Source organism: Curtobacterium pusillum (genome assembly GCF_007680845.1).
GTDB classification, from domain to species: domain Bacteria; phylum Actinomycetota; class Actinomycetes; order Actinomycetales; family Microbacteriaceae; genus Curtobacterium; species Curtobacterium pusillum_B.
Genome location: NZ_VEIY01000004.1, coordinates 123,290 through 146,115, shown reverse-complemented (window position 1 = coordinate 146,115; position 22,826 = coordinate 123,290). Strand labels below are relative to the sequence as shown.

Here is a 22,826-nt window from a genome sequence, read left to right as displayed (position 1 = left end):
CCGGCGACGACGAGGGCACGGTGGATAGGCTCCGGGACATGCCCGCGCCTCCGCTGCAGCGCACCGACGGCAGCCCCGTCCGTGCCCTCGTCGTGGACGACGAGCACGCGCTCGCGGACGCCGTCGCCCTCGCCTTCGAGGGCGACGGCTGGTCCGTGCGCACGGTCCACCGCGGGCGCGACGTGCTCTTCGCGGTCAGGGACTTCCAACCGGACGTCGTCGTGCTCGACGTGATGCTGCCGGACATCGACGGGTTCGAGGTCCTCGAACGGCTCCGCGACGCCCGCGACGACGTCCGCGTGCTGTTCCTCACGGCACGGGACGCCCCGGAGGACCGGCTCGCCGGACTGACCGGCGGCGGCGACGACTACCTGACCAAGCCGTTCGGCGTCGACGAGCTGCTCGTCCGCGCGCGGATCCTCGCCCGGACCTCGGCCCGGGTGGCGACGACGGGCGGGGCGACCGGGACGAGCGTCGGCGACCTCCGGCTCGACGAGGACGCCCGCACCGTCAGCCGGGCCGGCGAGCCGATCGAGCTCACCCCGACCGAGTACGAGCTGCTGCGCCACCTCGCCCGGAACGCGAACCGGGTGCTGTCGCGGGAGCAGCTCCTCGCGAGCGTCTGGGGGATGGACTTCGGGACGTCGTCGAACCTCGTGGACATGTACGTCTCGTACCTGCGGAAGAAGCTCGACGCCGGACGCGAGCCGATGCTGCAGACCGTGCGCGGGGCCGGGTACGTGCTCCGTCCGACGACGTGAGCCGACGCGGGAAGGCGATCCGCGCCTCCCGTCCGACCCGAGCACCACGCAGGACGCACGACCGGCGGGTGCCGTCGCTGCGGTGGCGGATCGTGGCGGCGGTGGCGCTGCTGCTCGTCGCGACCAACGTCGTCGTCGGTGCCGTGACCGTCGTGGCGTTCCGCGGGTACCTCGTGGAGCGACTCGACGCGGAACTCTCGACCGCCGCGAACCGGACCGTCGGCGGACCGGGCGGGCAGCAGCAGCCACCGCCCACGACCGGCACCGGGTCGGACCCGGACAACGACTTCATCGGCGCTCCCGGACAGGCAGCCGGTACCGTCGTCGCGATCTTCCGCGACGGGAAGGCCGTCCTCGGCGGCTACACCGACAGCAGCGGCCAGCAGCACGGGCTGAGCGCGGCGCAGGAGCGGACCCTCGCCGCGGTCCCGAGCGACGGCGACCCCGCGACGGTCGCCCTCGGGAAGCTCGGCACCTACCGGGTGCAGGCGATCGGCGACGACGGCGACGTGTTCGTCACCGCGCTGCCCCTCGGCGACCTCGACGCGGCGATCGCGCGGCTCCTGCTCGTCATCGGCGTCGTCACGGTCGTCGGCCTGCTCATCGCGGCGTGGGCGCTGACCCTGCTCGTCCGGCGGTCGCTGCGGCCCCTCGAACGCGTCGCGTCGGTGGCGTCGGACGTGACCGCACTCGACCTCGAACGCGGCGACACGGCGATCCCGGTGCGGGTCGGCCCGGCCGACCTCGCCGCGAACCGCGAGGTCGCGCAGGTCGGCACCGCGCTCAACCGGCTGCTCGGGCACGTCGCCCGGGCGCTCACCGTCCGACGGGACGCCGAGGCCGGCATGCGCACGTTCATCGCCGACGCCTCGCACGAGCTCCGCACCCCGATCGCTACCGTCCGCGCGTACGCCGAGCTGACCGCGTCCTCGTCCGACGTCGACGCGATCCACCGGAACGTCGAGCGGATCGGGCTGGAGGCCGTCCGGATGGGCGACCTCGTCGAGGAACTGCTGCTGCTCGCGCGTCTCGACGCGGTCGCCATGGCGTCCGGCCCTACGCCCGACCGGGAACCCGTCGACCTGACCTCGCTCGTGGTGGAGGCCACCATGGACGCCCGCGCCACGGCCCCGGGGCACCGGTGGACCCTGCAGATCGTGGACGACCACCCGCTCACGGTGTCCGGGGATCCCCGACAGCTCCGCCGCGTGGTGACGAACCTGCTCGCCAACGCCCGCACGCACACACCGACGGGCACCGCGGTCGTCGTCTCGCTGCAACGGGTCCGCGACACGGGTGTGGTGCGGTTCGTCGTGGCGAACGACGGGCCACCGATCCCGGCCGAGGCCCTGCCCACGCTGTTCGACCGGTTCACCCGGGGCGAGGCGTCGCGGTCCCGGGAGCAGGGGACGAGCGGGCTCGGGCTGGCGATCGTCCGGGCGGTGGTGTCCGCGCACGGCGGTCTCGTGCGGGTGGCGTCCGAGCCCGGGCGGACGGCGTTCACGGTGGACCTGCCGGAATCGCCCTGACGGGTGCAGGATGGGGTCCACCGGACGAGGGGGCCGACATGCCGAACGACTTCGCACGACTGCCGGAGCGGCCGCGCTCCGAGGACCTGGTGGTCGAGGTGCCCGCGTTCGAGGACGACCGCCCCCAGCCGGAGCCCGCGCCGCCCGCCGCGGCGCCGGAACTCGTCGCGGCGACGGAGTTCGCCAGGGCCTCGCACGCTCCGTCGACGATCCGGCGGACGCAGATCCGGGCGGGGGCGTGGATCGCCGGGGTGCTCGTGGTGGTCGCGGTGGTGCAGATCCTGCTGCCGCGGTGAGCTAGCCGCCGGTCGATCCCGTCGTGGCGAACCGTCGCTGGTAGGCGCTCGGCGGCATCTGCAGGCGCAGGACGAACGCCCGGCGGAGCGCCTCGGAGCTCCCGAACCCGGCGAGCTCGCCCGCGCGCGTGACCGAGTGCCCGCCGTCGAGGTACGCCTTGGCGAGTTCGAAGCGCACGAGTTCGACGTACTTCGCCGGGGAGTCCTGGAGCTCGTCGTGGAAGAGGCGGGTCAGCTGCCGCGGACTCACGCGGGCGAGTTCCGCCATCGCCCGGGATGCTCCAGCGGGCGGTGGGATCCGAGCGGATCGCGTCGACGACCCGGCGGAGCACGGGGCTGCGGGGACCGGGACCCTGCAGGGGCGAGGAGAACTGCGACTGCCCACCGGCGCGGCGCATGTAGACGACGAGGGATCGCGCGACCTCCCGGGTGAGGTCGCTGCCCGTGTCCTCCTCCAGCAGTGCAAGGGCGAGGTCGATGCCCGCGGTCACGCCGGCGGACGAGTACGTCGGCCCGTCCTTCACGAAGATGGCGTCCGGGAGCACCGAGGTGCTCGGGTGTCGGCGTGCCAGTTCGCGCGCGTGCTTCCAGTGCGTGGTCGCGCTCCGCTCGTCGAGCAGCCCCGCCGAGCCCAGCACGAAGGCCCCGGTGCAGACCGAGGCGATCCGACGGGTCCGGTCGGCGAGCGAGCGCGTTGCGTCGCGGAGCTCGTCCGGAACGGGGTGCGACGGGAACACCTCACCGCCGGCCACGAGCACCGTGTCGTAGCGGTCCGACGACGTCGCAGCGGTGTCGACCGGGATCCGCATCCCGATGGACGTCGAGACGTCCCGGCCGTCGGCGGAGACCATCTCGATCCGGTAGTCCCCGCCGGAGAGGTTCGACTCGGCGAAGACCTCCGCGGGGCCGGAGACGTCGAGCAGCTTCACCCCGTCGAAGACGAGCACACCGATGCGTCGTGTCACGTCAGCTCCTGTCTCCGGCCCGATCCGTGGGGATCACGGCCGGCGGAGGGGGGCCGTCGGCCGGACCCGTGGCGATCCTTGGAGGTATTGAAGCACTCGCACGCGAGCAACAGGAGGAACGGGATGAGCGCACAAGTGATCGCCGGGGTGACGGTGCCGGACAGCAGGATGGCCCAGGAGGTGACGGAGCTGGTGCGGACGTCCGCGCCCGACCTGGTCTTCCACCACTCCCGACGGGTCTTCCTGTTCGGCACCCTGCAAGCAGCCCGGGCGGGCCTGGCGACACCCGACCCGGAGCTGCTGTACACGGCCGCGATGTTCCACGACCTGGGCCTCGTGCCACCCTGGCGCGGCGACGAGCAGCGGTTCGAACTGGACGGCGCGGCCGAGGCTCGCGCGTTCCTGACCTCGTACGGCGTGCCCCAGGACGACGCCGATCTCGTGTGGACGGCGATCGCGCTCCACACCACACCCGAGGTGCCGTGGCAGATGGCCCCCGTCATCGCAGCGACGACGGCCGGGGTGGAGACCGACGTGCTCGGGATGCGCCTCGACCTCCTGACCGGAGCGGAGATCGCGGACGTCGTCGCGGCGCACCCACGGCCCGACTTCAAGCGGCAGATCCTCGACGCCTTCCGGAACGGCTTCGAGCACCGTCCGGCGTCGACCTTCGGCACCGTGAACGCCGACGTCCTCGCGCACTTCACGCCGGGGTTCGTGCGGACGGACTTCGTGGACGTGATCACCGGATCCGACTGGCCGAAGTGAGCCGGTCTGCCGCGGCGGGGTCACCGGACGACGTACACCGTCTTCCCCGGCGCCCGCCCCGGAGCCGCGGCCGCTTCGAAGGCCTCGCGCCCGGCGGTCAACGGGAACGTCGCCGACACCGGCACGTCGACGCGACCGGTCGCGAGCAGGGCATCGAGCTCCTGCAGTCGCTCCTGGTTCGCCTCGACGACGAAGAACGTCGAGCGGATGCCGTACCGCTCGACCAGCTCTGCGTCGGGTGGCACCTGCAGCACGACGAGTCCCCCGGCCGGTCGCACCGCTGCGTAGACCCACTCGGGGAGTTCGTCACCGACGGCGTCGACAGCCAGGTCGAACCCGTCCAGGCCGGCCGGCGCAGAGCCCCGCGGCACGACGACCACGTGGTCGGCACCCAGCTGGACGGCCCGGCGGCCCGCGTCCTCCGAGGACACCGTGACGGTCACCTCGGCGCGGAGCTCGTGGCCGAACCGGGTGAGGAACGATCCGACCGCACCGGTGCCACCCCGGACGAGCAGCCGGTGCCCGGGGCCGAGCTGTGCCCGGTCCACGAGCGCCTCCCACGCCGTGAGTGCCGGCAGCACGGCGGCTGCGGCGACGGTGGACGACACCGTCGGTGAGCGGTGGGCAAGGGACCCGACCGGCACGGCGACGAACTCGGCCGCGGCACCGTCCCGGTCGAACGGGACCAGGCCGAACACCGGGTCACCGACGGCGTAGCCCTCGACGCCCGGACCGACCGCGCTGACCACGCCGGCGAACTCGTGGGACGGGATGATCGGCGTCCGGTCGACGCCGCCCACCTCCCACGTCTCCGGCCACGTCAGCTCCGGCAGGGTGATGGCGGCGGCCTCGACCGCCACCAGCAGCTCGCCGTCCGCGGCGGCGGGACGGGGAGCCTCCTCGACCACCAGTTGCTCGGGGCCTCCGCGTGTGTGTGCGCGCACGGCCGTCATCGTCGTGGCGGCGTCGGTGCGCCCGTCGGTGTCCATGGGTGGTTCCTTCCTCCTGGTGGCGTGACGTCGACCGCTCGGCGGTGCAGACGTCGTCCTGCGAGCATCACCCCGCCGCGCCCTCCGCGCCAGGCTCGTCCGGACAGGTTCCCCTCGGATCCGGCCGTCGCTGCGGGGACGGCCCGATCCGAGGGGAAGCCGGCCGGACGTCGGCGGCGGATCGTGCCGACCACGCCCACGCTGGATCGTGCGCGGGACACCGGTCCCGCCCCGAACCGCGAGAGGAGCACCGACGATGTCCCGAGTCATCGCAGGCGTGACCGTTCCCGAGTCCCACGCCATCAGTGCGGCGACCCGGCTGGTGGAGGAGTCCACCGGACCGCTGCTGTTCCACCATTCCAGCCGGGTGTTCCTCCTGGGGTCACTGCACGCCCGCCTGCGCGGCCTCGATCCCGATCCCGAACTGCTCTACCTCGCGGCGCTCTTCCACGACAGCGGCCTGCTCACCCCGTTCTCCGACGTCGAGCAGCGGTTCGAGCTCGACGGTGCCGACCACGCCAGGGCCTTCCTCAGCGCGCACGGCTTCTCCGACGAGGCGAGCACCACCGTCTGGGAGGCCATCGCGCTGCACACCACTCCGGGGATTCCCGGACGGATGGGCCCGGAGATCGCGGCGATGAACCTCGGCGTCCTGACGGACGCCGTCGGGGTCGGACTCGACGCCCTCGACCCGACCGCCGTCGAGGAGGTCCTCGAGGCGCACCCGCGCGGCGACTTCAAGGAGGCGTTCCTCGGGCTGTTCTTCGAGGGGCTCCGGGACCGCCCCGCCACGGTGTACGGCACGGTGAACGCCGACGTCCTGGCGCACGTCGACCCGACCTACCGTCGGCCGGACATGGTCGAGCGGATCCGGGGTGCCGGCTGGGCGTCGTGACCGTGGGTTCTTAGGGACGGCACAGGAGACTGCTTCGGTCCCCGTATCCCCGCTGTCGAGCATGATCGACATGACGGAGACGAACCAGACCCTCGACATCGACATCGTCGTCCCCTGCTACAACGAGCAGGACACGCTCGCCGCCCACGTCCGACGCCTGCACACGTTCTGCCGCACGTCGCTGAAGAACACGTGGCGGATCACGATCGCGGACAACGCGTCGACGGACGACACCGCTCGGATCGCCGACGACCTCGCCGCGATGCTCTCGGACGTCCAGGCCGTGCACCTGCCCGAGAAGGGCCGGGGTCGTGCGCTGAAGGCCGTCTGGAGCGCATCGCCGGCAGCGGTGGTCGTCTACGTCGACGAGGACCTCTCCACCGACCTGGCCGCCCTCGAACCGCTCGTCGCCCCGCTGTTGTCCGGCCACTCCGACGTCGCGATCGGCACCCGTCTCGCCGACTCGTCGCGGGTCGTCCGTCGGGGGAAGCGGGAGTTCATCTCGCGCTCGTACAACCTGCTGCTCCGCACGACGATGGGGGTGTCGTTCTCCGACGCGCAGTGCGGCTTCAAGGCGATGACCCGCGAGGCGGCGGACCACCTCCTGCCGCTCTGCGAGGACGACGCGTGGTTCTTCGACACCGAGATGCTCGTCCTGGCCGAGCACGCGGGACTCCGCATCCACGAGGTGCCGGTCGACTGGGTGGACGACGTCAACTCGTCCGTGCACATCGCGTCGACCGCCACCGAGGACCTCAAGGGGATGTGGCGCGTCTCCCGCGGCATCGCCACCGGCCGGGTGCCGGTCGCCGAGGTGTACGACGCGATCGGGCGGCGTCCGTTCACTGCGCCGCACGTCGGGATCGTCGGGCAGGTGCTGCGCTTCGGCGCGATCGGGGTGCTGTCGACGGTCGCGTTCGCCGTGCTGTACGCACTGTTCCGGCCGACGATCGGCGCCCAGACCGCCGACTTCCTGGCGCTCCTGGTGACGGCGATCGGGAACACGGCACTGAACCGGCGGTTCACGTTCGGCGTGCGCGGCCGATCGGGGGCGGGGCGGCACCAGGTCCAGGGGCTCGTGGTGTTCGGGATCGCGTGGGCGATCACGTCGGGGTCGCTCGTGGTCCTGCACGCCACGACGCCGGGAGCGTCGCACGGCACGGAGATCGTCGTGCTGACGGCGGCGAACCTCGTCGCGACACTCGTGCGGTTCGTGCTGTTCAAGGCGTGGGTGTTCCGCGCCCGTCGGCGCCCGGAGATCATCCGGCCGGGCACGACCCCGGCGGCGGACGCGAGCACGGCCGTGACCGAGCCGATCACCGCGGTGGACGAGCGCGCGGCGTGACCGACGGCGTCGCGGACGCGTAGTTGCGCGGGCGGTATACCAGGCCGTAGCATCGCCGTACCGCACCACCACCCCACAGGGCCCGACTGCCACCACCGGTCTGCCCGCGGCGAGCGCTCCACTGATGCAGCCTGGCCGTCCGCTGCAGGCATCGCCCCACTGGACCCACCGTGAACCCCTCCCCCTTCGGTCTCTACGACCCTGCCCGCGAATCGAGCGACTGCGGCGTCGGCTTCATCACCCGACTCGACGGCACCCCGAGCCACGACGTCATCCGCAAGGGCGACGAGGCGCTCTGCTCCATCCCCCACCGCGGCGGCAAGTCCGCCGAGGGTGTCGGCGACGGCGCGGGCGTGAGCATCGACCTGTCGGTGGAGTTCTTCAGCGCGATCACGGGCGAGGAGCTCCGCGCCGGCCACTTCGGGGTCGCGAACTGCTTCGTGCCGAAGGGCACGGACCCGGCCGGCGCCGCCGATCGCGCCCGTGCCGAGCAGACCGTCACGCGCGCGATCGAGACCGAGGGCTTCGAGATCCTGCTCGTCCGTGACGTCCCGGTGGACCACTCCGTCGCCCGCCCCGAGGCCGAGCAGTACCAGCTGCCGATCGTGCAGTGGGTCTTCCGCGCGCCGGAGGGCTGGACCCGCCAGGACGTCGACGCCGCAGCGAACCGGGCCCTGCTCGCCATCGAGTCGGTCTCCTACGGGGAGGCCGCCGCCACCCGTGCCGAGCACGCCGCGCTGTACCCGCTGTCGCTCAGCGCGCGGACGCAGATCCTCAAGGGCCGCCTGAACTCGGGCGAGGTCATCGGCTACTTCACCGACCTCCGCGACCCGCGGCACTCCGTCCGGACGCTGTACTTCCACACCCGCTTCTCGACGAACACCGAGCCGCACCCGACGATGGCGCAGCCGTTCCGCCTGATGGCGCACAACGGCGAGCTGAACACCGACCGGAAGAACCGCCTGTCGGACGAGGCACTCGCCCGCGCGCGCACCCGGAGCATCGTCCGGCCGCCCGGGCAGTCCGACTCGAGCCGCCTCGATCAGACCCTGCAGAGCCGGGTGTTCGACGACGGGCTCGAGATCGTCGAGGCCGTGGTGTCGCTCATGCCCCCGGCGTGGGAGAACGACCGCACCCTGACGCCCGACGTGCGGGACATGCTCGAGTACTTCTCGCTCTACGAGGAGAAGAACGACGGCCCCGCCGCCGTGATCTTCAGCGACGGCGACGTCGTCGGCGCGCGCCTCGACCGCCTGGGGCTCCGCCCCTTGCGTTCCGTGCAGACCGCCGAGTACCTCATGGTGTCGTCGGAGGCCGGCCAGGTCGAGTTCGACGCCGACGAGGTCGTGCACCGCGGCCGGATCGAGGCCGGCGGCATGCTCGTCGTCGACCACCGCACCGGCACGCTCATGCGCACGCGCGAGGTGCTCGAGATGCTCGCGGCGCGGAAGCCGTACGGCACGCTGCTCGACGCCGCCCGGGTGAACCTCGACGACGTCCCGGCGCCGGACTACGAGCGCACGACGTCCACGCTCGGCTACGAGGGCGACCTGTCGCTCGCGGGCCGGTACGTGGCGTACTCGCTGAACCAGGAGAGCTTCCGGTTCATGCTCGACCCGATGCTGCAGAACGGCTCGGAGCGGATCTCGGCGATGGGCTACGGCAACGCCATCAACGCGCTCAGCGACACCGAGGGCGGCATGGCGAAGTACTTCTCGCAGCGCTTCGCCCAGGTGACGAACCCGCCGCTCGACTCGATCCGCGAGGCCGACGGCATGAGCATGCGCGTCGCGCTCGGCGCGAAGCCCGACGGGACCGGCACGACCAGCCGGCAGCTCGTCGTGCAGTCCCCGGTCCTCGGGCACCTGGACATGGTCCGGCTGCGCGACCAGGACATCGTGCCCCTGGAGCGCTTCGACATGCTCTACGTGCCGGTCCTCGGTGACGAGCAGGCCAACGCGGACGCCGTCCGCACGGCCACGGAGCAGCTCGCCGACGCGGTGACCGCGTTCGCCGAGCGGTCCGGCGGCATCGCGGTCCTCACCGACCGCGAGGTCTCGTCGACCCATGCACCCCTCCCGGTGATCCTCGCCGTGGCCGCCGTGAACCAGCGGCTCATCGAGACCGGTCTGCGCTTGCGGGTGTCGATCGTCGCGGAGTCCGGTCAGCTGCCATCGTCACACCACGTGGCGACCGCCCTCGGCTTCGGTGCCGCCGCTGTGTACAGCCTGTCGGCTCGGCTGCGTGCGGAGGAGAAGTACCCCGCCGCCCCCGCGCCGGCCGGCGAGCTGACCGCGACCGACCTCGCGCTCAAGCGCTTCCGGAAGGCGGCCGAGAAGGCCCTCGCGAAGACGATGGGCCGTGTCGGCCTCTGCACCGCGGAGAGCTACATCGGCGGCGAGTTCTTCGAGCCGAACTACCTCGACACCCGCGACGACCTGTTCGCCCGGGTCTTCCCGCACATGCAGGCCCCGGTCGGCGGCGTCGGTTTCGCCCGCATCGCCCAGGCGGCGACGGACTGGCACGAGCGCGCCCGCAGCGTCGAGTCCGAGGGCCAGGTGCCCATGCTCGGCCTGTTCAAGGAGCGCTCCGACGGCGCCGGGCACTCGTTCGGCGTGGCGAGCGTGCGCGGCTTCGGCGGCATGACCGAGGAGCGCCCGTCCTTCGAGCGCTCCGGCGACTCCGAGGCGCTGCGGCTCCTCACGCTCGGACAGCTCGACGACGCGTTCGGCATCTCCGACGCCGCGTACCGGAACACCGGGTACGACCGCCTCAGCGACGCTGAAATCGACGCGCACCGGATCACCCCGGGCTACGTGTCGTTCCTGCAGACCACGCACGAGGAGCGCTCGCGCCGTCCCGCCGCGCTCCGCGACGTGCTCGCCCTCCCGGCGGACGTCACGGGCATCGACACGGCGGAGGACTTCGCGCGCGAGCTCGGCCGCTTCTCGACGAACGGCAACGCCAGCGTCACGGTGCGCGGGCTGTCCGGCTCGCGTCCGTCGGACGACCAGGACCTCCCGGGAGGCGCGGCGCGCTTCCGCCTCGAGCTCACGTCGACGGGGACCACGGGTGCACTGCGCCACCAGGCCCTCGCGGACGGGCTCGGCCTGCTGTACCCGGGGCAGGTCGACGTCGACTCCGTCGACGCCGACCAGGTGACGCTCCGCGCCACCGGCTCCGCCGTGGACCTCCTCGCCCTGCTCGAGAGCGCCCCGGCCAGCGTCGACCTCGCCGAGGTCCAGCCGGCGCACGAGATCACCCGGACCCTGGCGTCCGGTGCGATGAGCCACGGCGCACTCGTCGCCACCGCGCACGAGGCGGTGGCGCACGGCACGAACATGGTCGGTGGCATGTCGAACTCCGGCGAGGGCGGCGAGCACCACTCCCGCTACGGCACGATCCGCGGCTCGCGCATCAAGCAGTTCGCCTCCGGTCGGTTCGGCATCTGGGCGGGCTACCTCGCCGACCCGATGCTCGAGGAGCTCGAGATCAAGATCGGCCAGGGCGCCAAGCCCGGCGAGGGCGGCCAGCTGCCCGCGCCGAAGGTCACGGTGGACATCGCCGCGGCCCGTGGCGGCACGCCCGGCGTCGAGCTCATCTCGCCGCCGCCGCACCACGACACGTACTCCATCGAGGACCTCGCGCAGCTCATCCACGACTGCAAGGCCGCCCGCGTCCGGGTGATCGTGAAGCTGGTGTCCTCCGAGGGCATCGGCACGATCGCGGTCGGCGTGGCGAAGGCCGGCGCGGACGTCATCAACGTCGCGGGCAACACCGGCGGCACCGGTGCCGCGGCCGTGACGAGCCTGAAGTACGCGGGCCGCTCCGCGGAGATCGGCGTGGCCGAGGTGCACCAGGCCCTCGTCGCGAACGGCCTCCGGCAGAAGGTCACGCTCCGCTGCTCCGGCGCGCACCAGACCGGCTCGGACGTGGTCACGAGCGCGCTGCTCGGCGGCGACAGCTTCGAGTTCGGCACCACCGCGCTCATGATGCTCGGCTGCGTGATGGCGAAGAACTGCAACGTGAAGTGCCCGGCCGGTCTCACCACGAACGCCGAGGCCTTCGAGGGCGACCCCCGCGCGCTCGCGCAGTACCTCCTCAACATCGCGCACGACGTCCGGCAGATCCTCGCCCGCCTCGGCCTGCGCTCCCTGCGCGAGGCGCGTGGCCGCACCGACCTGCTGCAGCTCCTCGACCACCCGGCGAGCGTCGGACGCCTCGACGTCCGGAACCTGCTCGCCCAGGTGCCCGAGAAGGTCGTGACCGACCCGGAGTACCTCGAGAAGGACTTCCACACCGACGACGCGCTCCTCGAGCGGGTCCGGACGGCCCTGGTCGACCACGAGCAGGCGCACGTGCTCGTGCACGGCGTGCTCCTCGGCAACGCGGACAAGTCCGTCGGCGGCCAGCTCGGCATCGACGTCGAGCGCATGCTCAACCACGAGCTGCAGGGCACCGACCTGTCGGCGCACCCGGCGATCACCACCGACGACCGCGGCCGGCGCCGGCTGGTCGACGGCGCGGTCACGATCCGCACGCTCGGGTCGGCCGGCCAGTCCTACGGGGTGTTCAACAACGACGGCATCGTGCTCGACCACACCGGCACCGCGAACGACGGCGTCGGCAAGAGCCAGTCCGGCGGCCGGATCATCGTCCGTGCACCGGGCGGCGGCAGCACTGCGCGGGGCGGCAACGTCCTCGTCGGCAACTTCGCGCTGTTCGGCGCGACCGGCGGCCGCACGTTCGTCGAGGGCGAGGCGGGCGACCGGTTCGCCGTGCGCAACTCCGGGGCGACCGCGGTCGTCGAGGGCGTCGGCGACTTCGGCTGCGAGTACATGACGGGCGGCGCGGTGTTCAACCTCGGCGCGTTCGGCAAGGGTCTCGGCAACGGCATGTCCGGCGGGTTCCTGTACCAGTACGACCCGTCGGGTGCGGTCGCCGAGCGCGCGAGCACCGACTCGCTCCTCGTCTTCCCCGTCACCGACACCGAGCGCGGTGCGTTCCACGAGGACGCCGCACGGCTGCTGCTCGAGTGGCACTTCGACGCCACCGGCTCGGCGCTCGCGGAACGGCTGCTCGCCGAGTGGGAGACCACCCGGCAGCACGTGTACGTCGGCATGCCGCGTGCGCTCCTGCTCACGCAGGACTCCGACGAGATCCTCGCCGCCGCGACCCGGAACGAGCTCCTCGACGAGCTCGCGTCGTCCGTGGCCACGGACAAGCTCCGCGGGTTCAAGGTGGACTACCGCGACCAGCGCACCGTCCTCGACGGCCGCGCCCCGGCGCTCGGCGACCAGGGCGACGACATGTTCTCGCTGCTGTCGTCGTACACGGTGCTCGGCGTCGCGCAGGACGTCGCGCTGGAGCGCGTCGCTGGTGCTGCGGGCCCGAACGACCCCCGCGTCACCGAGGCCGTGCGGAACCTCATCCTGACCGAGGACTTCTTCGTGAAGCAGCGCGTGGTGAAGTACCTCCGCTCGACGCTCGAGAAGTTCGCGGACGACGAGCTCGCGACCCTCATCGCGATCAAGCGGCTCGACGACTACAAGCGCGCGCTCACGCAGCGGAACAACCGCAGCATGGACGCGCCGGGCACCACCGGGTGGATCATGCACCAGAACGCCAAGAACGACGGCCGCGTCCGCGCTGCCCGCTTCGACGAGCTGCTCGCGAACGCGGCGCTCGAGGACATCGCCGGCCGTGCTCCGCTGGCGCCGACCGAGGCGGTGTCCGCATGAGCCTCCTGCCCCCGACCGGATCGCTGATCCCGGTCGACGCACCGTTCTCGGCCGCCCAGGAGTCCTGGCTCGCCGGGTTCATCGCCGGCATCGCCGCGGCGGGCAAGCGCGCGTCCGGCGGTGCGCCGACGACGACGATCGACGTGCTGTTCGGCACGCAGACCGGCAACGCCGAGTTCCTCGCCGACGAGCTGGTCTCCGGCGCGAAGGCCCGCGGGCTCGGCGGTCGGGCCACCGCGCTCGACGCCGTCACCGCGGAGCAGCTCGCCGGCATGTCGCACGTGCTCGTCGTCACCTCGACGTACGGCGAGGGCGAGATGCCCGACAACGCCGGGCTGTTCTGGGACGCGATCCAGGCGACCACCGTGCCGCGGCTCGAGGGGCTGCAGTACGCCGTCCTCGGGCTCGGTGACACCAGCTACGACGAGTTCTGCCAGGCCGGCAAGCTCCTCGACACCCGCTTCGAACAGCTCGGCGCGGCGCGGATCCACGACCGCGTCGACTGCGACGTGGACTTCGAGGACCCCGCTGCCCTGTGGACGGCCGCGGTCCTCGACCGTCTCGCGGCAGAGGCCGGAGCTGCACCCGGCGCGTCCGGCCCCGCCGGCGACCCGACCACATCGCGGACGGCGACCGGAGGGGCGGGCGCGAGCCGTGCCTCCAGGCCGGGTGCCCAGTGGAACAAGCGCAACCCGTACCCGTCGACGCTCGTCGAGAACCGGCTGCTCTCCTCGCCGCGCAGTGCGAAGGAGATCCGGCACTACGAGTTCGACCTCGGTGACTCCGGGATCGAGTACTCCGCCGGTGACGCGCTCGCCGTCGTGCCCGTCAACGACGAGGTCTTCGTGGGCCAGCTCCTCGAGCAGGTCGGTGCGAACGGATCCGAGTCGCTGGACGGCCGGCCGATCGCCGAGGTCCTGCGCACCGACCGCGAGATCCGGACGCCGTCGAAGGACCTCATCGCCGACCTCGTGCAGCGCGCGCCGTCGAGCGAGCTCGCGGCCGTCGTCTCGCACGGCGACAAGCACGAGCTCGACCGCTGGCTGTGGGGTCGGGACGTCCTCGACCTGCTCCGCGACGCCGGGCCCGCGGCTCCGGGGCTCGACGAGCTGCTGCCGAACCTCCGGCCGCTGCAGGCGCGCCAGTACTCGATCTCGTCGAGCCCGCTCGCGCACCCGGACCGCATCCACCTGACCATCGCGTCCGTCCGGTACGGCGACCCGCACCGGATGTACGCCGGGGTCGCCTCGACGTTCCTGGCCGACCGGGTCTCCCCCGACGGCACCGTGGACGTGTACCTGCAGCCGAACGCCTCGTTCGGGGTGCCGGCCGACCCGTCCGCGCCGATGATCATGATCGGCCCTGGAACCGGCATCGCGCCGTTCCGGGGGTTCCTGCACGAACGTGCGGTCGCGGGCGCGACCGGCCGGAACTGGCTGTTCTTCGGCGACCAGCACCGCGACACCGACTTCGTGTACGAGGACGAGCTCACTGCGCTGCAGGAGCAGGGCGTGCTGGACCGTCTCGACCTGGCGTTCTCGCGCGACCAGGCCGAGAAGGTCTACGTGCAGACCCGCATGCTCGAGCAGGGCGCCGAGCTGTACCGGTGGCTCGAGGACGGCGGCCACGTGTACGTGTGCGGCGACGCGTCACGGATGGCGAAGGACGTCGAAGCTGCGCTCCTGTCGGTCATCGCTTCCGAGCGGGGGCGCGGCGAGGACGATGCGCAGGCGTACCTGGCGGACATGCGCCTGGGCAAGCGGTACGTGCGCGACGTGTACTGAGCGACGTGTCCTGAGCGCTGACCCCGCGGCGATGACCGGCGACGGTTGCGTCGCACTCGTGCGCGCGGAGTCCGTCGCCCCGGTGCGGAACCCGAATCCACGCCGGGGCGACGGCGGAGAGCGGCGTGCGTCGGGAGACACCTGATCCGGGGCTCCCGTGGCGCACCGCGCCGATCCCCCACCGCACCTGCCCGGACGTCGGCTCCCTGTGCCGAGGACGAACGAACGCGGTACAAGCACCGTACGGCGCTGCACCTGTGTGCGGAACCCGTTGACCCGTCGTGCTCGGTTGTGCTACTCACCCGAGGGCGTCGCGGGCGACCGACCCGAGGTGTCGTCCCGGTCCCCCGGCACGACGGCGCGCGACCACGCCGAGTCGTCGCCCGTGCTCGTGTCCGGCGGCTCCGGCGTGAGCACGAGACCCGAACCCGAGGTCGCCGCAGTGTAGAGGTCCTCGAGCCAGCTCCGGTTGATGGACGGCACGCGACTGCCGGAGAACTTGAAGTGCAGGCTCACGTTCGGGTGCAGCCAGATGGTGCTGCGGCCGTCGCCGTGCACGACGTCGTCCTTCCACGAGAACACGAACCGGTGCTCCCGCCGGAGCATGTTCACGATCACGATCTGCAGGTGCGTCAGGGCGCGGTCGTCGATCCGGAGGTCGAGAACCTCGCCGTCGTAGATGAGCTGGCCCATGCGCCCTTCTACTCCGAGGGGCTTGTGCACGGCGGTCAAGCGTCGTAACGTACAACCAAATGGTTGCACGAATCGAACTGAGCGATGCCGAGGTCGACCGGGTCTTCCACGCCCTGGCCGACGCGACCCGGCGTGACATCGTCCGGCGCACCCTCGTCGGGGAAGCCTCCGTGAGCGAACTCGCGGACGCCTACGCGATGTCGTTCGCCGCCGTCCAGAAGCACGTCGCCGTCCTCGAAGGAGCAGGACTCGTGACCAAACGACCCCGCGGTCGGACGCGCATCGTGCGGGCCGAACCGGGACAGATCGATCGGGTCCGTGGGCTGCTCGACGCCTACGCGGACCTCTGGCGCGGGCGGATCGACCGCCTCGACGCACTGCTGGGAGCAGAGCCGGAGCTCGCAGCAGAGCCAGACTTCGCAGCAGAACCGGACCAAGACCGAGAACAAGGGAGCCACTGATGCCGACCACCTCCGTCCACACCGATCCCGAGGAACGCACGATGACCCTCGTGGCCGAGTTCCCCGTCCCCGTCGAACGCCTCTGGGGCGCGTTCGCCGACCCCCGACAGCTCGAGCGCTTCTGGGGCCCGCCCGGGTTCCCCGCCACGTTCACGTCCTTCGACCTCCGCCCCGGTGGGCGTGCCGACTACCGGATGACCTCCGTGCAGGGTGAGCGCTTCCTGTCGCTCTGGCGGATCAGCGAGGTCGACGAACCCCGCCGGATCGTGTTCGAGGACCTGTTCTCCACCGAGGACGGCGCCGTCGACGAGACCATGCCCGCGAGCGAGACCGTCCTGTCGTTCGAGTCGGTGGACGCCGGCTCCCGCGTGACGGTGGTGACGACGTTCCCGTCGACCTCGGACCTCGACCGGATGCTCGAGATGGGCATGCTCGAGGGCTACACCGAGGCCTTCGGGCAGCTCGACACGGTCCTCGCCGACCTCCGCGCGTACGCGCTCGGCGCGGGCACGGTCACCGAGGTCGTCGACGACACGCACGTGCAGATCACCCGGGCGTTCGACGCCCCGCGGCACCTCATCTGGCGCGCGCACACCGAGCCGGACCTGATGCGCCGGTGGCTGCTCGGTCCGGACGGGTGGGAGATGACGGTGTGCGAGAACGACCTCGTCGTCGGCGGCACGTACCGGAACGCCTGGGCGCCGACGGGCGACACCGCGGGCGAGCCGTTCGGGTTCGAGGGCGAGAACCTCGTGATCGAGCCGGAGCGCCGCATCGTCACGACGGAGCTCATGACCGGTGCGCCGTTCCCGGCGAACGTCAACGACCTGCGGTTCGACGAGGCGGACGGGGTCACCCTCATGACGCTGCTCATCACCTACCCGGACCAGGCGCAGCGGGACATGGTCCTCGCCACCGGCATGACCGACGGCATGGAGGCCAGCTACCAGCGTCTGGAGCGCGACGTGCTCACGTCCGCAGCCTGACCGGGCCCCGTCCACTTCCGGGCGTACCTGGTGGGATCGGGCGTACCTGGTCGGACGTTCCGACCAGGTACGCCCGTTTCCGCTTCCTACCGCAGGCGCGATGCGGACCGCGCGCGATCAGGCCTGGGCGGTCCGCTCGTAGTGGCGCGCACCGCTGCGGACGCCCGCGAAGCGGAACGGCCCGGCCGTGACGCGGGGACGCTCGACGTCCTCGCTCGTGGCGGCACCGGCCGCGTGCAGCTCGCGGTACTCCGGGACCGTCAACGGCACGCGCGCCGCCAGCAACTCGCGGACGCGACCCTGCCGACGGTGGTCCTGGTACTCCGGCCGGACGATGCCGGTGATAAGTTCGCCGACACTGCCCGAGCCGTAGCTGAACAGGCCGATGCGCTCCCCACCGAGGTCGTCGTCGAGGTCGAGCAGCGCCGCGAGCCCGATCCAGAGCGACGCCGTGTAGGTGTTGCCGGTCTGCCGGTTGTAGGTGAACCCGAGGGCCAGGTCCGACTCGTCGAAGGGCACGCCGACGTGCTGCGTGAGCTTCCGGTGTGCCTTGATCGCCATCTTCGTGAACGGCTGGTGGTGCACGAAGCGCGCGATGTCGTCGTACGCCGGACCGCCCTGGCCCGCGAGGTCGTCCCAAGCGCCGACGAACGCGTTCACGTAGGCGCTGACCGACAGGCGACCGTCGACGAGGGCGGTCGAGCGGTCGTTCGGGCGCCAGAAGTCGTCGACGTCGGCCGTGAAGACGCCGGCCGCCGGCTCGAGGTCGATGAGGTCGGGGTCCGCCGCGATGAGCATCGCGGCCGCACCGGCACCCTGCGTCGGCTCGGCGGCGGTGTCGACGTCGTAGCGGGCGACGTCCGCGGCGATCACGAGCACACGCTCGTGCGGGGCGCGGGCGACGATGCCGAGGGCGAGCTGCACCGCGGCCGTCCCGCCGTAGCAGGCCTGCTTGAGTTCGACGACGCGGACGTTCTGCGGCAGCCCGAGCAGCCCGTGCACGAACACACCGGCCGCCTTCGACTGGTCGACACCGGACTCGGTGGCGAACAGGACCGTGCGGATCCCCTCGGCACCGTGGCGGTCGATGATCTCCTGCGCCGCGGCGGCACCCATCGTGACGATGTCCTCGTCGGCGGCGGGCACGCTGAAGGCGTCCTGGCCGATGCCGACGTGGTACTTCGCCGGGTCGACGCTCAGCGTCTCGGCGAGGTCGTCGAGCTCGAGGACGTGGTGGCCGGTCGCGATCGCGATGTCGTGGATGCCGACGCGCATCGGCTGCTGCTGGGTCATGCTGCGCCTCCCGCCGGCTTCGCGCCGCGGCGTTCCATCGCGACGTGTGCGGCCATCAGCTCGCCCGGGTTGGTCTGGGCTGCGAGCAGGGAGAGCTCCCCGCACAGCACGGTCGCGGCGCAGAGCGCGGCGAGGCGACGGGCGTTCGCACCGGGCTCGCGGTCCTCGCGGCAGCCGAGTCGCACGAGGGCGTCCTCGACGACGGGCAGGTCGCCGCCCTTGCCGTTGCCGACGGTGCCGACGATGAGGTGCGGGAGCGAGGTCGCGAAGTACAGGTCGCCGTCGCGGTCCTCGGCGCTCGTGATGCCCTGGGACCCCTCGACGATGTTCGCGGCGTCCTGCCCGGTGGCCAGGTAGAAGCCGAGGAGCATGTTCGCGTAGTGCGCGTTCGCCGAGCGGATCGCGCCGGCGATGGTCGAGCCGACGAGGTTCTTCGCGACGTTGAGCTCGGCGATCCGGGCGGCACTGGACCGCAGTCGCTTCTCGACGATCTCGCCCGGGATGACGATCTCGGCGACGGTGTTCCGACCGCGGCCGCGGATCCCGTTCACCGCGGTCGCCTTCTTGTCGGTGCAGAAGTTGCCCGAGACGCTGACGTAGCGCAGGCCGGGCTCCCACGCGAGGATCGCCGGCAGCAGCTTGTCCGCCGCCTGCGTCACCATGTTGTGCCCGGACGCGTCGCCCGTCGTGAACGCGAACCGGAGGAACAGCAGGTCGCCGACGATCTCCGGGTGCACCTCGATGAGCTTCGCGAACCGGCTCTGCCCCGCGACGATCGCTTCGAGCTCGTCCTGGCGGGCGAGGATGCGTCCGGTGGCGAGGTGCGCCGCGGCGGCGTTCTCGGCGCGGACGACGACCGAGCGGGTCATGCGCTCGTCGACGACGGTCGAGACGATGCCGCCCTCGACCATCCGCGACACACGGGCGCCACGGCCGACGGACGGCCACAGCGGCGACTCGTACGTGGCGAGCGGCACCTCGTGCTCGCCCTCCACGGCGTTGCCGCTGATGCGGATCGGCCCCACCCACTTCGTGGGGATCGGGGTCAGCAGGTCAGTCATCGACGCTCCCTTCGGGCGCTTGCACCGCGACGCTGAGGTGTCTGATGTCGTGCGCCTCCCAGGCGCGGTGGATGCCGGCGAGGTCGGTGTCCGCCGGGACGAGCGCGATGCCGCAGTCGCCGCCGCCGGCACCGGACGGCTTCGCCGCCCCGCCGGCCGCTTCGACCACGTCGCACAGGGTGGCGAGCCGCTCGGTCTCGATCTGCGAGCCGACCGACGCGCCGAGGCGCTGCAGGAGCCCGCGGGCCCGGCGGAGCGCGCCGAGCGTGCGGTCGGCGTCACCGGTCTGGAGGCCCGTGGTCAGGTCGTCGACGCAGGCGCGGCTCTCGTCGAGGAACGCCTGGTACCCGCCGTTGCGGTGTCGACGGACGACGCCGACGAGCTTCGTGGTGGACGCCGGCGAACCGGTCCAGCCGACGAGCAGTTCGAGGTTCTCCGGGGCCGGCAGCCGCTGGACGTCGAACCCCTCCCACGCACCCTCGGTGTCGTCGAGGATCTCGGTGACGGAGCGGGTGTCGAGCTGGGCGGCGAGGCGCTCGCGGTCGGGAGCGCTGTAGCGGAGCCACCCGCCGAAGGTGCTCGCGGCGAGGTCACCGCCGGAGGCGCGCGGGTTCACCCGGATGGTGGCGAGCAGGGCGACCTGGAAGCGCTTCCGCTGCGAGAGCCCGAGCCCGTAGAAGCGGTCGAGCGCGCCGACCGTGGCGACCGTGACCGCCGCGGAGGATCCGAGGCCGAACTTCCGGCCGCTCGCGTCGTCGAGCTGGCTGTGGATGCGGAGGTCGTGGAAGCGCGGGGCGATGCCCTGCTCGGCGCGGAGCTTCTCGACGAGGTCGATCGTCGCCATCACGTAGTCGTACGGGTGGTGCTCGGTGTCGAGCGCGATGCCGTCCTCGGCCCGCGTCCAGGTCAGGGGGAGGTGTCCGTACTCCTCCGAGTGCACACTGCCCGAGCCGTGGCCTTCGCTCACGCGCGCGGTGATCGCCCGGTCCAGGGCGATGATCACGGACGGCTGGCCGGGCTCGACCACGGCGTACTCCCCCGCGACGAACAGCTTGCCGTGGGCGCGGAACTCGATCACTCGGTGCTCTCCTGGGTCGCGGGTGCGACGCCCGGGTCGGGCGTCCCCGGTCCTTCGGAGCGGACGAGGCGCGCGCCTGGTCCGGTGCCGGACTCGATGACGTCGCCAAGGCCCGCGAGCGCGGACGCGACGGCGGCGCGGTCGGCCGGCTGCGTGAGCACGACGACGTTCGGGCCGGCGTCGGCCGTGGCGTAGGCTTCGACCCCGGCGGCGCGCAGCTCGGCCACGGCGTCGAACACCGCGACGCTGCGCGCGGTGAGGTAGCGGATCGGGGGGAACGCGCCCTCGATCGTGGCGTGCATGCGGAGCGCGTTGCTCTCGGTGAGTTCGCCGATCCGGGTGAAGTCGCCGGCGGCGCACGCGGCGAGCATGTCCCCGACGGTCTCCGTGGTCGACGTGACCCACGACGGGTAGAACGGCGAGGTCGCGATCGTGCGACGCATCGCCTCGCGCGAACCGATCGGCTTCGGACCGGCGTCGATCGTGACCACGACCATGGCCATCGGCGGCGCGGGGATCGGCTCGGCGTACGAACCGTGGTCGTCACCGGCGTGCCAGACGGCCACCCCGCCGGGGATCGACCGGGTGGCCGACCCGGAACCGCGACGGGCGAGCCGCGAGAGGTCCCGCTGCGACAGGTCGAGCCCGTAGGCCGCCGCGGCCGCCGTGGCGAGCGCGGCGAAGCCCGAGGCGCTGGAGGCCAGCCCGGCGCCGGTCGGCACGGTGTTCTCGGAGACGACGTGCGCGCGTGCGGAGGACCCCGCGAGCGACCGCACCAGGTCGAGGAACTGCTCGACGCGCACCAGCGCACCGTCCTCGACGAGGTGACCGTTCAGCGTGAACGTGTCCCACGCCTCCCGTCCGGCGACCCCGTCGTCGACCGTGACGGTCGTCGTCGTCGGGAACACGTCGAGCCCCATCGAGACGCTGCCGGTCGCGGGGAGCGCGAGCGACGCGTCCGCCTTCCCCCAGTACTTCACGAGGGCGATGTTGGGGTGCGCGACGGCCGTTGCGGTGGTCAAACGCGGTCTCCGATCGATGTGGTCCAGGTGGCTGCGGCACCTGCGCCGCGGAGCGCGGCCGCGATGCGGTCCGCGTGGTCGTCGTCCTCGGCGAGGGTGAGGACGCATCCGCCCCGCCCGCCACCGGTGAGTTTCGCACCGAGCGCGCCCGCAGCGCGTGCGGCCGAGACGAGCCCGTCCAGGTCGTCGCTCGAGACGCCGAGCGAGCTGAGCAGGTCGTGTGCGGCGTCCATGCTGACACCGAGTGCCTGGGCGTCACCACCCTCGAGCGTCCCCCGCGCGTGCCGGGCGAGGGCACCGATGCGCGCGATCGCGGCACCGACCGTCTCCGGGTCGTGCTCGAGGCGTTCGCGGACCGAGGTCACGGCGTCGCGGGTGTGGCCGGGCACGCCGGTGTCGGCGACGACGAAGACGAACCGGGCGCCGAGGGTGACGGGTTCGACCCGTCCGCCGTCGAACCACACCGGGGCGTCCGCGACGACCCCGCGTGCGTCGAGCCCGGACGGCCGGCCGTGGGCGACCCGCTCGCACTCCTGGATGAGCTCGTGGTGGGTCTCGGCGTCGAGGGTCTCACCCAGGGCGTCGGCGACGGCCGCGGTCACGGCGGCGGCGACCGCGGCGCTCGAGCCCATGCCGCGCGCGGTCGGCACCTGGCTGTCGACCCGGACGTGGAACCGGCGGTCGGAGACGCTGAAGTGACGGAGGGTCGCCGTGACGGCGGTGACCGTGGGCATCACGGCCGCGGGGGCGAGGTCGAGCGGGCCGGTGTGCACGGCCGACTCGAGGTGGTGGCCGGGGGCGCGGTGGTCCCCGGCGTCTCCGGCGTCTCCGGCGTCTCCGGCTCCGTCGTCGATCGGCGTGACCGTCGCGACGACCCGTGCGTCGAGGACCGGCAGGACGAGCGCGGGTTCGCCGTGGACCACGGCGTGCTCCCCGATCAGGATGGTCTTGCCGTGGGACGACGCCGTCCCGGTGCGGCGGTCGCCGACTCCAGGGGTCGCGGTGTGGTCGAGGTCGTTGCTGCTCATCGTGGGTCACGTCAGCCTAACCGTCCAGGCCATGCGCGCGCTCGACACTGTCCGTACCCCGGCCGTGCGGGAGCTGCGCGTGGACGGCGCGTGGCCGGTCCGGCCCGCGTGGTGCGGGCTGGGACCACGCA

18 protein-coding genes and 1 pseudogene are annotated in these 22,826 nt (G+C 72.4%); 10 read left to right on the top strand and 9 right to left on the bottom strand.

Going from position 1 to position 22,826, the window contains the following annotated elements:
- Positions 1–38 precede the first annotated feature (38 nt).
- The 3 genes from FS825_RS10830 to FS825_RS10820 are packed head-to-tail and all read left to right on the top strand — an operon-like array spanning position 39 to position 2,586.
- The gene (locus tag FS825_RS10830) at positions 39–761 is read left to right on the top strand and encodes a response regulator transcription factor (protein ID WP_144712821.1); all 723 of its coding nucleotides are present in this window, start codon (positions 39–41) and stop codon (positions 759–761) included.
- The gene (locus FS825_RS10825; protein ID WP_144712819.1) at positions 758–2,290 is read left to right on the top strand and encodes a sensor histidine kinase; all 1,533 of its coding nucleotides are present in this window, start codon (positions 758–760) and stop codon (positions 2,288–2,290) included. Before FS825_RS10830 ends, FS825_RS10825 begins: the two co-directional genes overlap by 4 nt.
- A gap of 38 nt (positions 2,291–2,328) precedes the next feature.
- Positions 2,329–2,586, top strand: coding sequence for a hypothetical protein (locus tag FS825_RS10820; protein WP_144712816.1), 258 nt, complete (start codon positions 2,329–2,331; stop codon positions 2,584–2,586).
- 1 nt (position 2,587) lies between these two features.
- Here the strand turns inward: FS825_RS10820 and FS825_RS18975 are convergent, their stop codons facing one another.
- Both FS825_RS18975 and FS825_RS18970 read right to left on the bottom strand, forming a co-directional pair.
- Positions 2,588–2,854, bottom strand: coding sequence for a helix-turn-helix domain-containing protein (locus FS825_RS18975; protein ID WP_260981129.1), 267 nt, complete (start codon positions 2,852–2,854; stop codon positions 2,588–2,590).
- A 241-nt stretch (positions 2,855–3,095) separates the two neighbouring features.
- Positions 3,096–3,515: pseudogene (locus FS825_RS18970) on the bottom strand (AraC family transcriptional regulator); the annotation flags it as partial.
- A 159-nt stretch (positions 3,516–3,674) separates the two neighbouring features.
- On the opposite strand from FS825_RS18970, the gene FS825_RS10810 reads away from it, so the two are divergent.
- Positions 3,675–4,319, top strand: coding sequence for an HD domain-containing protein (locus FS825_RS10810; protein ID WP_144712814.1), 645 nt, complete (start codon positions 3,675–3,677; stop codon positions 4,317–4,319).
- 20 nt (positions 4,320–4,339) lie between these two features.
- On the opposite strand, the gene FS825_RS10805 is transcribed toward FS825_RS10810, so the two are convergent.
- Positions 4,340–5,308: an NADP-dependent oxidoreductase gene (locus FS825_RS10805; RefSeq protein ID WP_222126918.1), complete on the bottom strand. Its 969-nt coding sequence runs from the start codon at positions 5,306–5,308 to the stop codon at positions 4,340–4,342.
- A 256-nt stretch (positions 5,309–5,564) separates the two neighbouring features.
- On the opposite strand from FS825_RS10805, the gene FS825_RS10800 reads away from it, so the two are divergent.
- The 4 genes from FS825_RS10800 to FS825_RS10785 all read left to right on the top strand — a co-directional run bounded on the left by FS825_RS10800 (position 5,565) and on the right by FS825_RS10785 (position 15,073).
- Positions 5,565–6,203, top strand: a complete 639-nt coding sequence (locus FS825_RS10800; protein WP_144712813.1) for an HD domain-containing protein — start codon at positions 5,565–5,567, stop codon at positions 6,201–6,203.
- Positions 6,204–6,264: 61 nt separating this feature from the next.
- Positions 6,265–7,548 (top strand): bifunctional glycosyltransferase family 2/GtrA family protein, encoded by a 1,284-nt coding sequence (locus FS825_RS10795; RefSeq protein ID WP_144712811.1) that lies wholly within the window; start codon positions 6,265–6,267, stop codon positions 7,546–7,548.
- Positions 7,549–7,718: 170 nt separating this feature from the next.
- A complete protein-coding gene (locus FS825_RS10790; RefSeq protein ID WP_144712810.1) occupies positions 7,719–13,289 on the top strand; it encodes a glutamate synthase-related protein in 5,571 nt (1,856 codons plus the stop codon).
- The gene (locus FS825_RS10785; protein ID WP_144712808.1) at positions 13,286–15,073 is read left to right on the top strand and encodes a sulfite reductase subunit alpha; all 1,788 of its coding nucleotides are present in this window, start codon (positions 13,286–13,288) and stop codon (positions 15,071–15,073) included. Before FS825_RS10790 ends, FS825_RS10785 begins: the two co-directional genes overlap by 4 nt.
- Positions 15,074–15,367: 294 nt before the next feature.
- On the opposite strand, the gene FS825_RS10780 is transcribed toward FS825_RS10785, so the two are convergent.
- On the bottom strand, positions 15,368–15,796 hold the full coding sequence (locus tag FS825_RS10780) for a DUF7882 family protein (protein WP_313960544.1): 429 nt from the start codon (positions 15,794–15,796) through the stop codon (positions 15,368–15,370).
- A gap of 29 nt (positions 15,797–15,825) precedes the next feature.
- Here FS825_RS10780 and FS825_RS10775 point away from each other — a divergent pair, with 29 nt between their 5' ends.
- Together FS825_RS10775 and FS825_RS10770 are read left to right on the top strand one after the other, a co-directional pair.
- Positions 15,826–16,227 (top strand): ArsR/SmtB family transcription factor, encoded by a 402-nt coding sequence (locus FS825_RS10775; protein WP_144712806.1) that lies wholly within the window; start codon positions 15,826–15,828, stop codon positions 16,225–16,227.
- Positions 16,227–17,213, top strand: coding sequence for an SRPBCC domain-containing protein (locus FS825_RS10770; protein ID WP_144712804.1), 987 nt, complete (start codon positions 16,227–16,229; stop codon positions 17,211–17,213). The genes FS825_RS10775 and FS825_RS10770 overlap by 1 nt, the downstream gene beginning before the upstream one ends.
- A gap of 117 nt (positions 17,214–17,330) precedes the next feature.
- Here the strand turns inward: FS825_RS10770 and FS825_RS10765 are convergent, their stop codons facing one another.
- The 5 genes from FS825_RS10765 to mvk are packed head-to-tail and all read right to left on the bottom strand — an operon-like array spanning position 17,331 to position 22,695.
- Positions 17,331–18,506 carry a hydroxymethylglutaryl-CoA synthase gene (locus tag FS825_RS10765; protein ID WP_260981127.1) on the bottom strand — a complete coding sequence of 392 codons (1,176 nt, stop codon included), beginning with the start codon at positions 18,504–18,506 and terminating at the stop codon, positions 17,331–17,333.
- Positions 18,503–19,567 (bottom strand): hydroxymethylglutaryl-CoA reductase, encoded by a 1,065-nt coding sequence (locus FS825_RS10760; RefSeq protein ID WP_144712802.1) that lies wholly within the window; start codon positions 19,565–19,567, stop codon positions 18,503–18,505. Before FS825_RS10760 ends, FS825_RS10765 begins: the two co-directional genes overlap by 4 nt.
- A complete protein-coding gene (locus FS825_RS10755; RefSeq protein ID WP_144712800.1) occupies positions 19,560–20,645 on the bottom strand; it encodes a phosphomevalonate kinase in 1,086 nt (361 codons plus the stop codon). The genes FS825_RS10760 and FS825_RS10755 overlap by 8 nt, the downstream gene beginning before the upstream one ends.
- Positions 20,642–21,667, bottom strand: coding sequence for a diphosphomevalonate decarboxylase (gene mvaD / locus FS825_RS10750; protein ID WP_144712798.1), 1,026 nt, complete (start codon positions 21,665–21,667; stop codon positions 20,642–20,644). Before mvaD ends, FS825_RS10755 begins: the two co-directional genes overlap by 4 nt.
- Complete coding sequence (mvk, locus tag FS825_RS10745; RefSeq protein WP_144712796.1) at positions 21,664–22,695, bottom strand: mevalonate kinase; 1,032 nt, start codon at positions 22,693–22,695, stop codon at positions 21,664–21,666. The genes mvaD and mvk overlap by 4 nt, the downstream gene beginning before the upstream one ends.
- Between the last annotated feature and the right edge of the window lie 131 nt (positions 22,696–22,826).

Coding starts and splice junctions, on each gene's coding strand:
- FS825_RS10805 (WP_222126918.1), bottom strand. CDS start 5,308: ATGGACACCGACGGGCGCACCGACGCCGCCACGACGATGACGGCCGTG.
- FS825_RS10765 (WP_260981127.1), bottom strand. CDS start 18,506: ATGACCCAGCAGCAGCCGATGCGCGTCGGCATCCACGACATCGCGATC.
- FS825_RS10820 (WP_144712816.1), top strand. CDS start 2,329: ATGCCGAACGACTTCGCACGACTGCCGGAGCGGCCGCGCTCCGAGGAC.
- FS825_RS10785 (WP_144712808.1), top strand. CDS start 13,286: ATGAGCCTCCTGCCCCCGACCGGATCGCTGATCCCGGTCGACGCACCG.
- mvk (WP_144712796.1), bottom strand. CDS start 22,695: ATGAGCAGCAACGACCTCGACCACACCGCGACCCCTGGAGTCGGCGAC.
- FS825_RS18975 (WP_260981129.1), bottom strand. CDS start 2,854: ATGGCGGAACTCGCCCGCGTGAGTCCGCGGCAGCTGACCCGCCTCTTC.
- FS825_RS10800 (WP_144712813.1), top strand. CDS start 5,565: ATGTCCCGAGTCATCGCAGGCGTGACCGTTCCCGAGTCCCACGCCATC.
- FS825_RS10760 (WP_144712802.1), bottom strand. CDS start 19,567: ATGACTGACCTGCTGACCCCGATCCCCACGAAGTGGGTGGGGCCGATC.
- FS825_RS10810 (WP_144712814.1), top strand. CDS start 3,675: ATGAGCGCACAAGTGATCGCCGGGGTGACGGTGCCGGACAGCAGGATG.
- FS825_RS10770 (WP_144712804.1), top strand. CDS start 16,227: ATGCCGACCACCTCCGTCCACACCGATCCCGAGGAACGCACGATGACC.
- FS825_RS10775 (WP_144712806.1), top strand. CDS start 15,826: ATGGTTGCACGAATCGAACTGAGCGATGCCGAGGTCGACCGGGTCTTC.
- FS825_RS10795 (WP_144712811.1), top strand. CDS start 6,265: ATGATCGACATGACGGAGACGAACCAGACCCTCGACATCGACATCGTC.
- FS825_RS10830 (WP_144712821.1), top strand. CDS start 39: ATGCCCGCGCCTCCGCTGCAGCGCACCGACGGCAGCCCCGTCCGTGCC.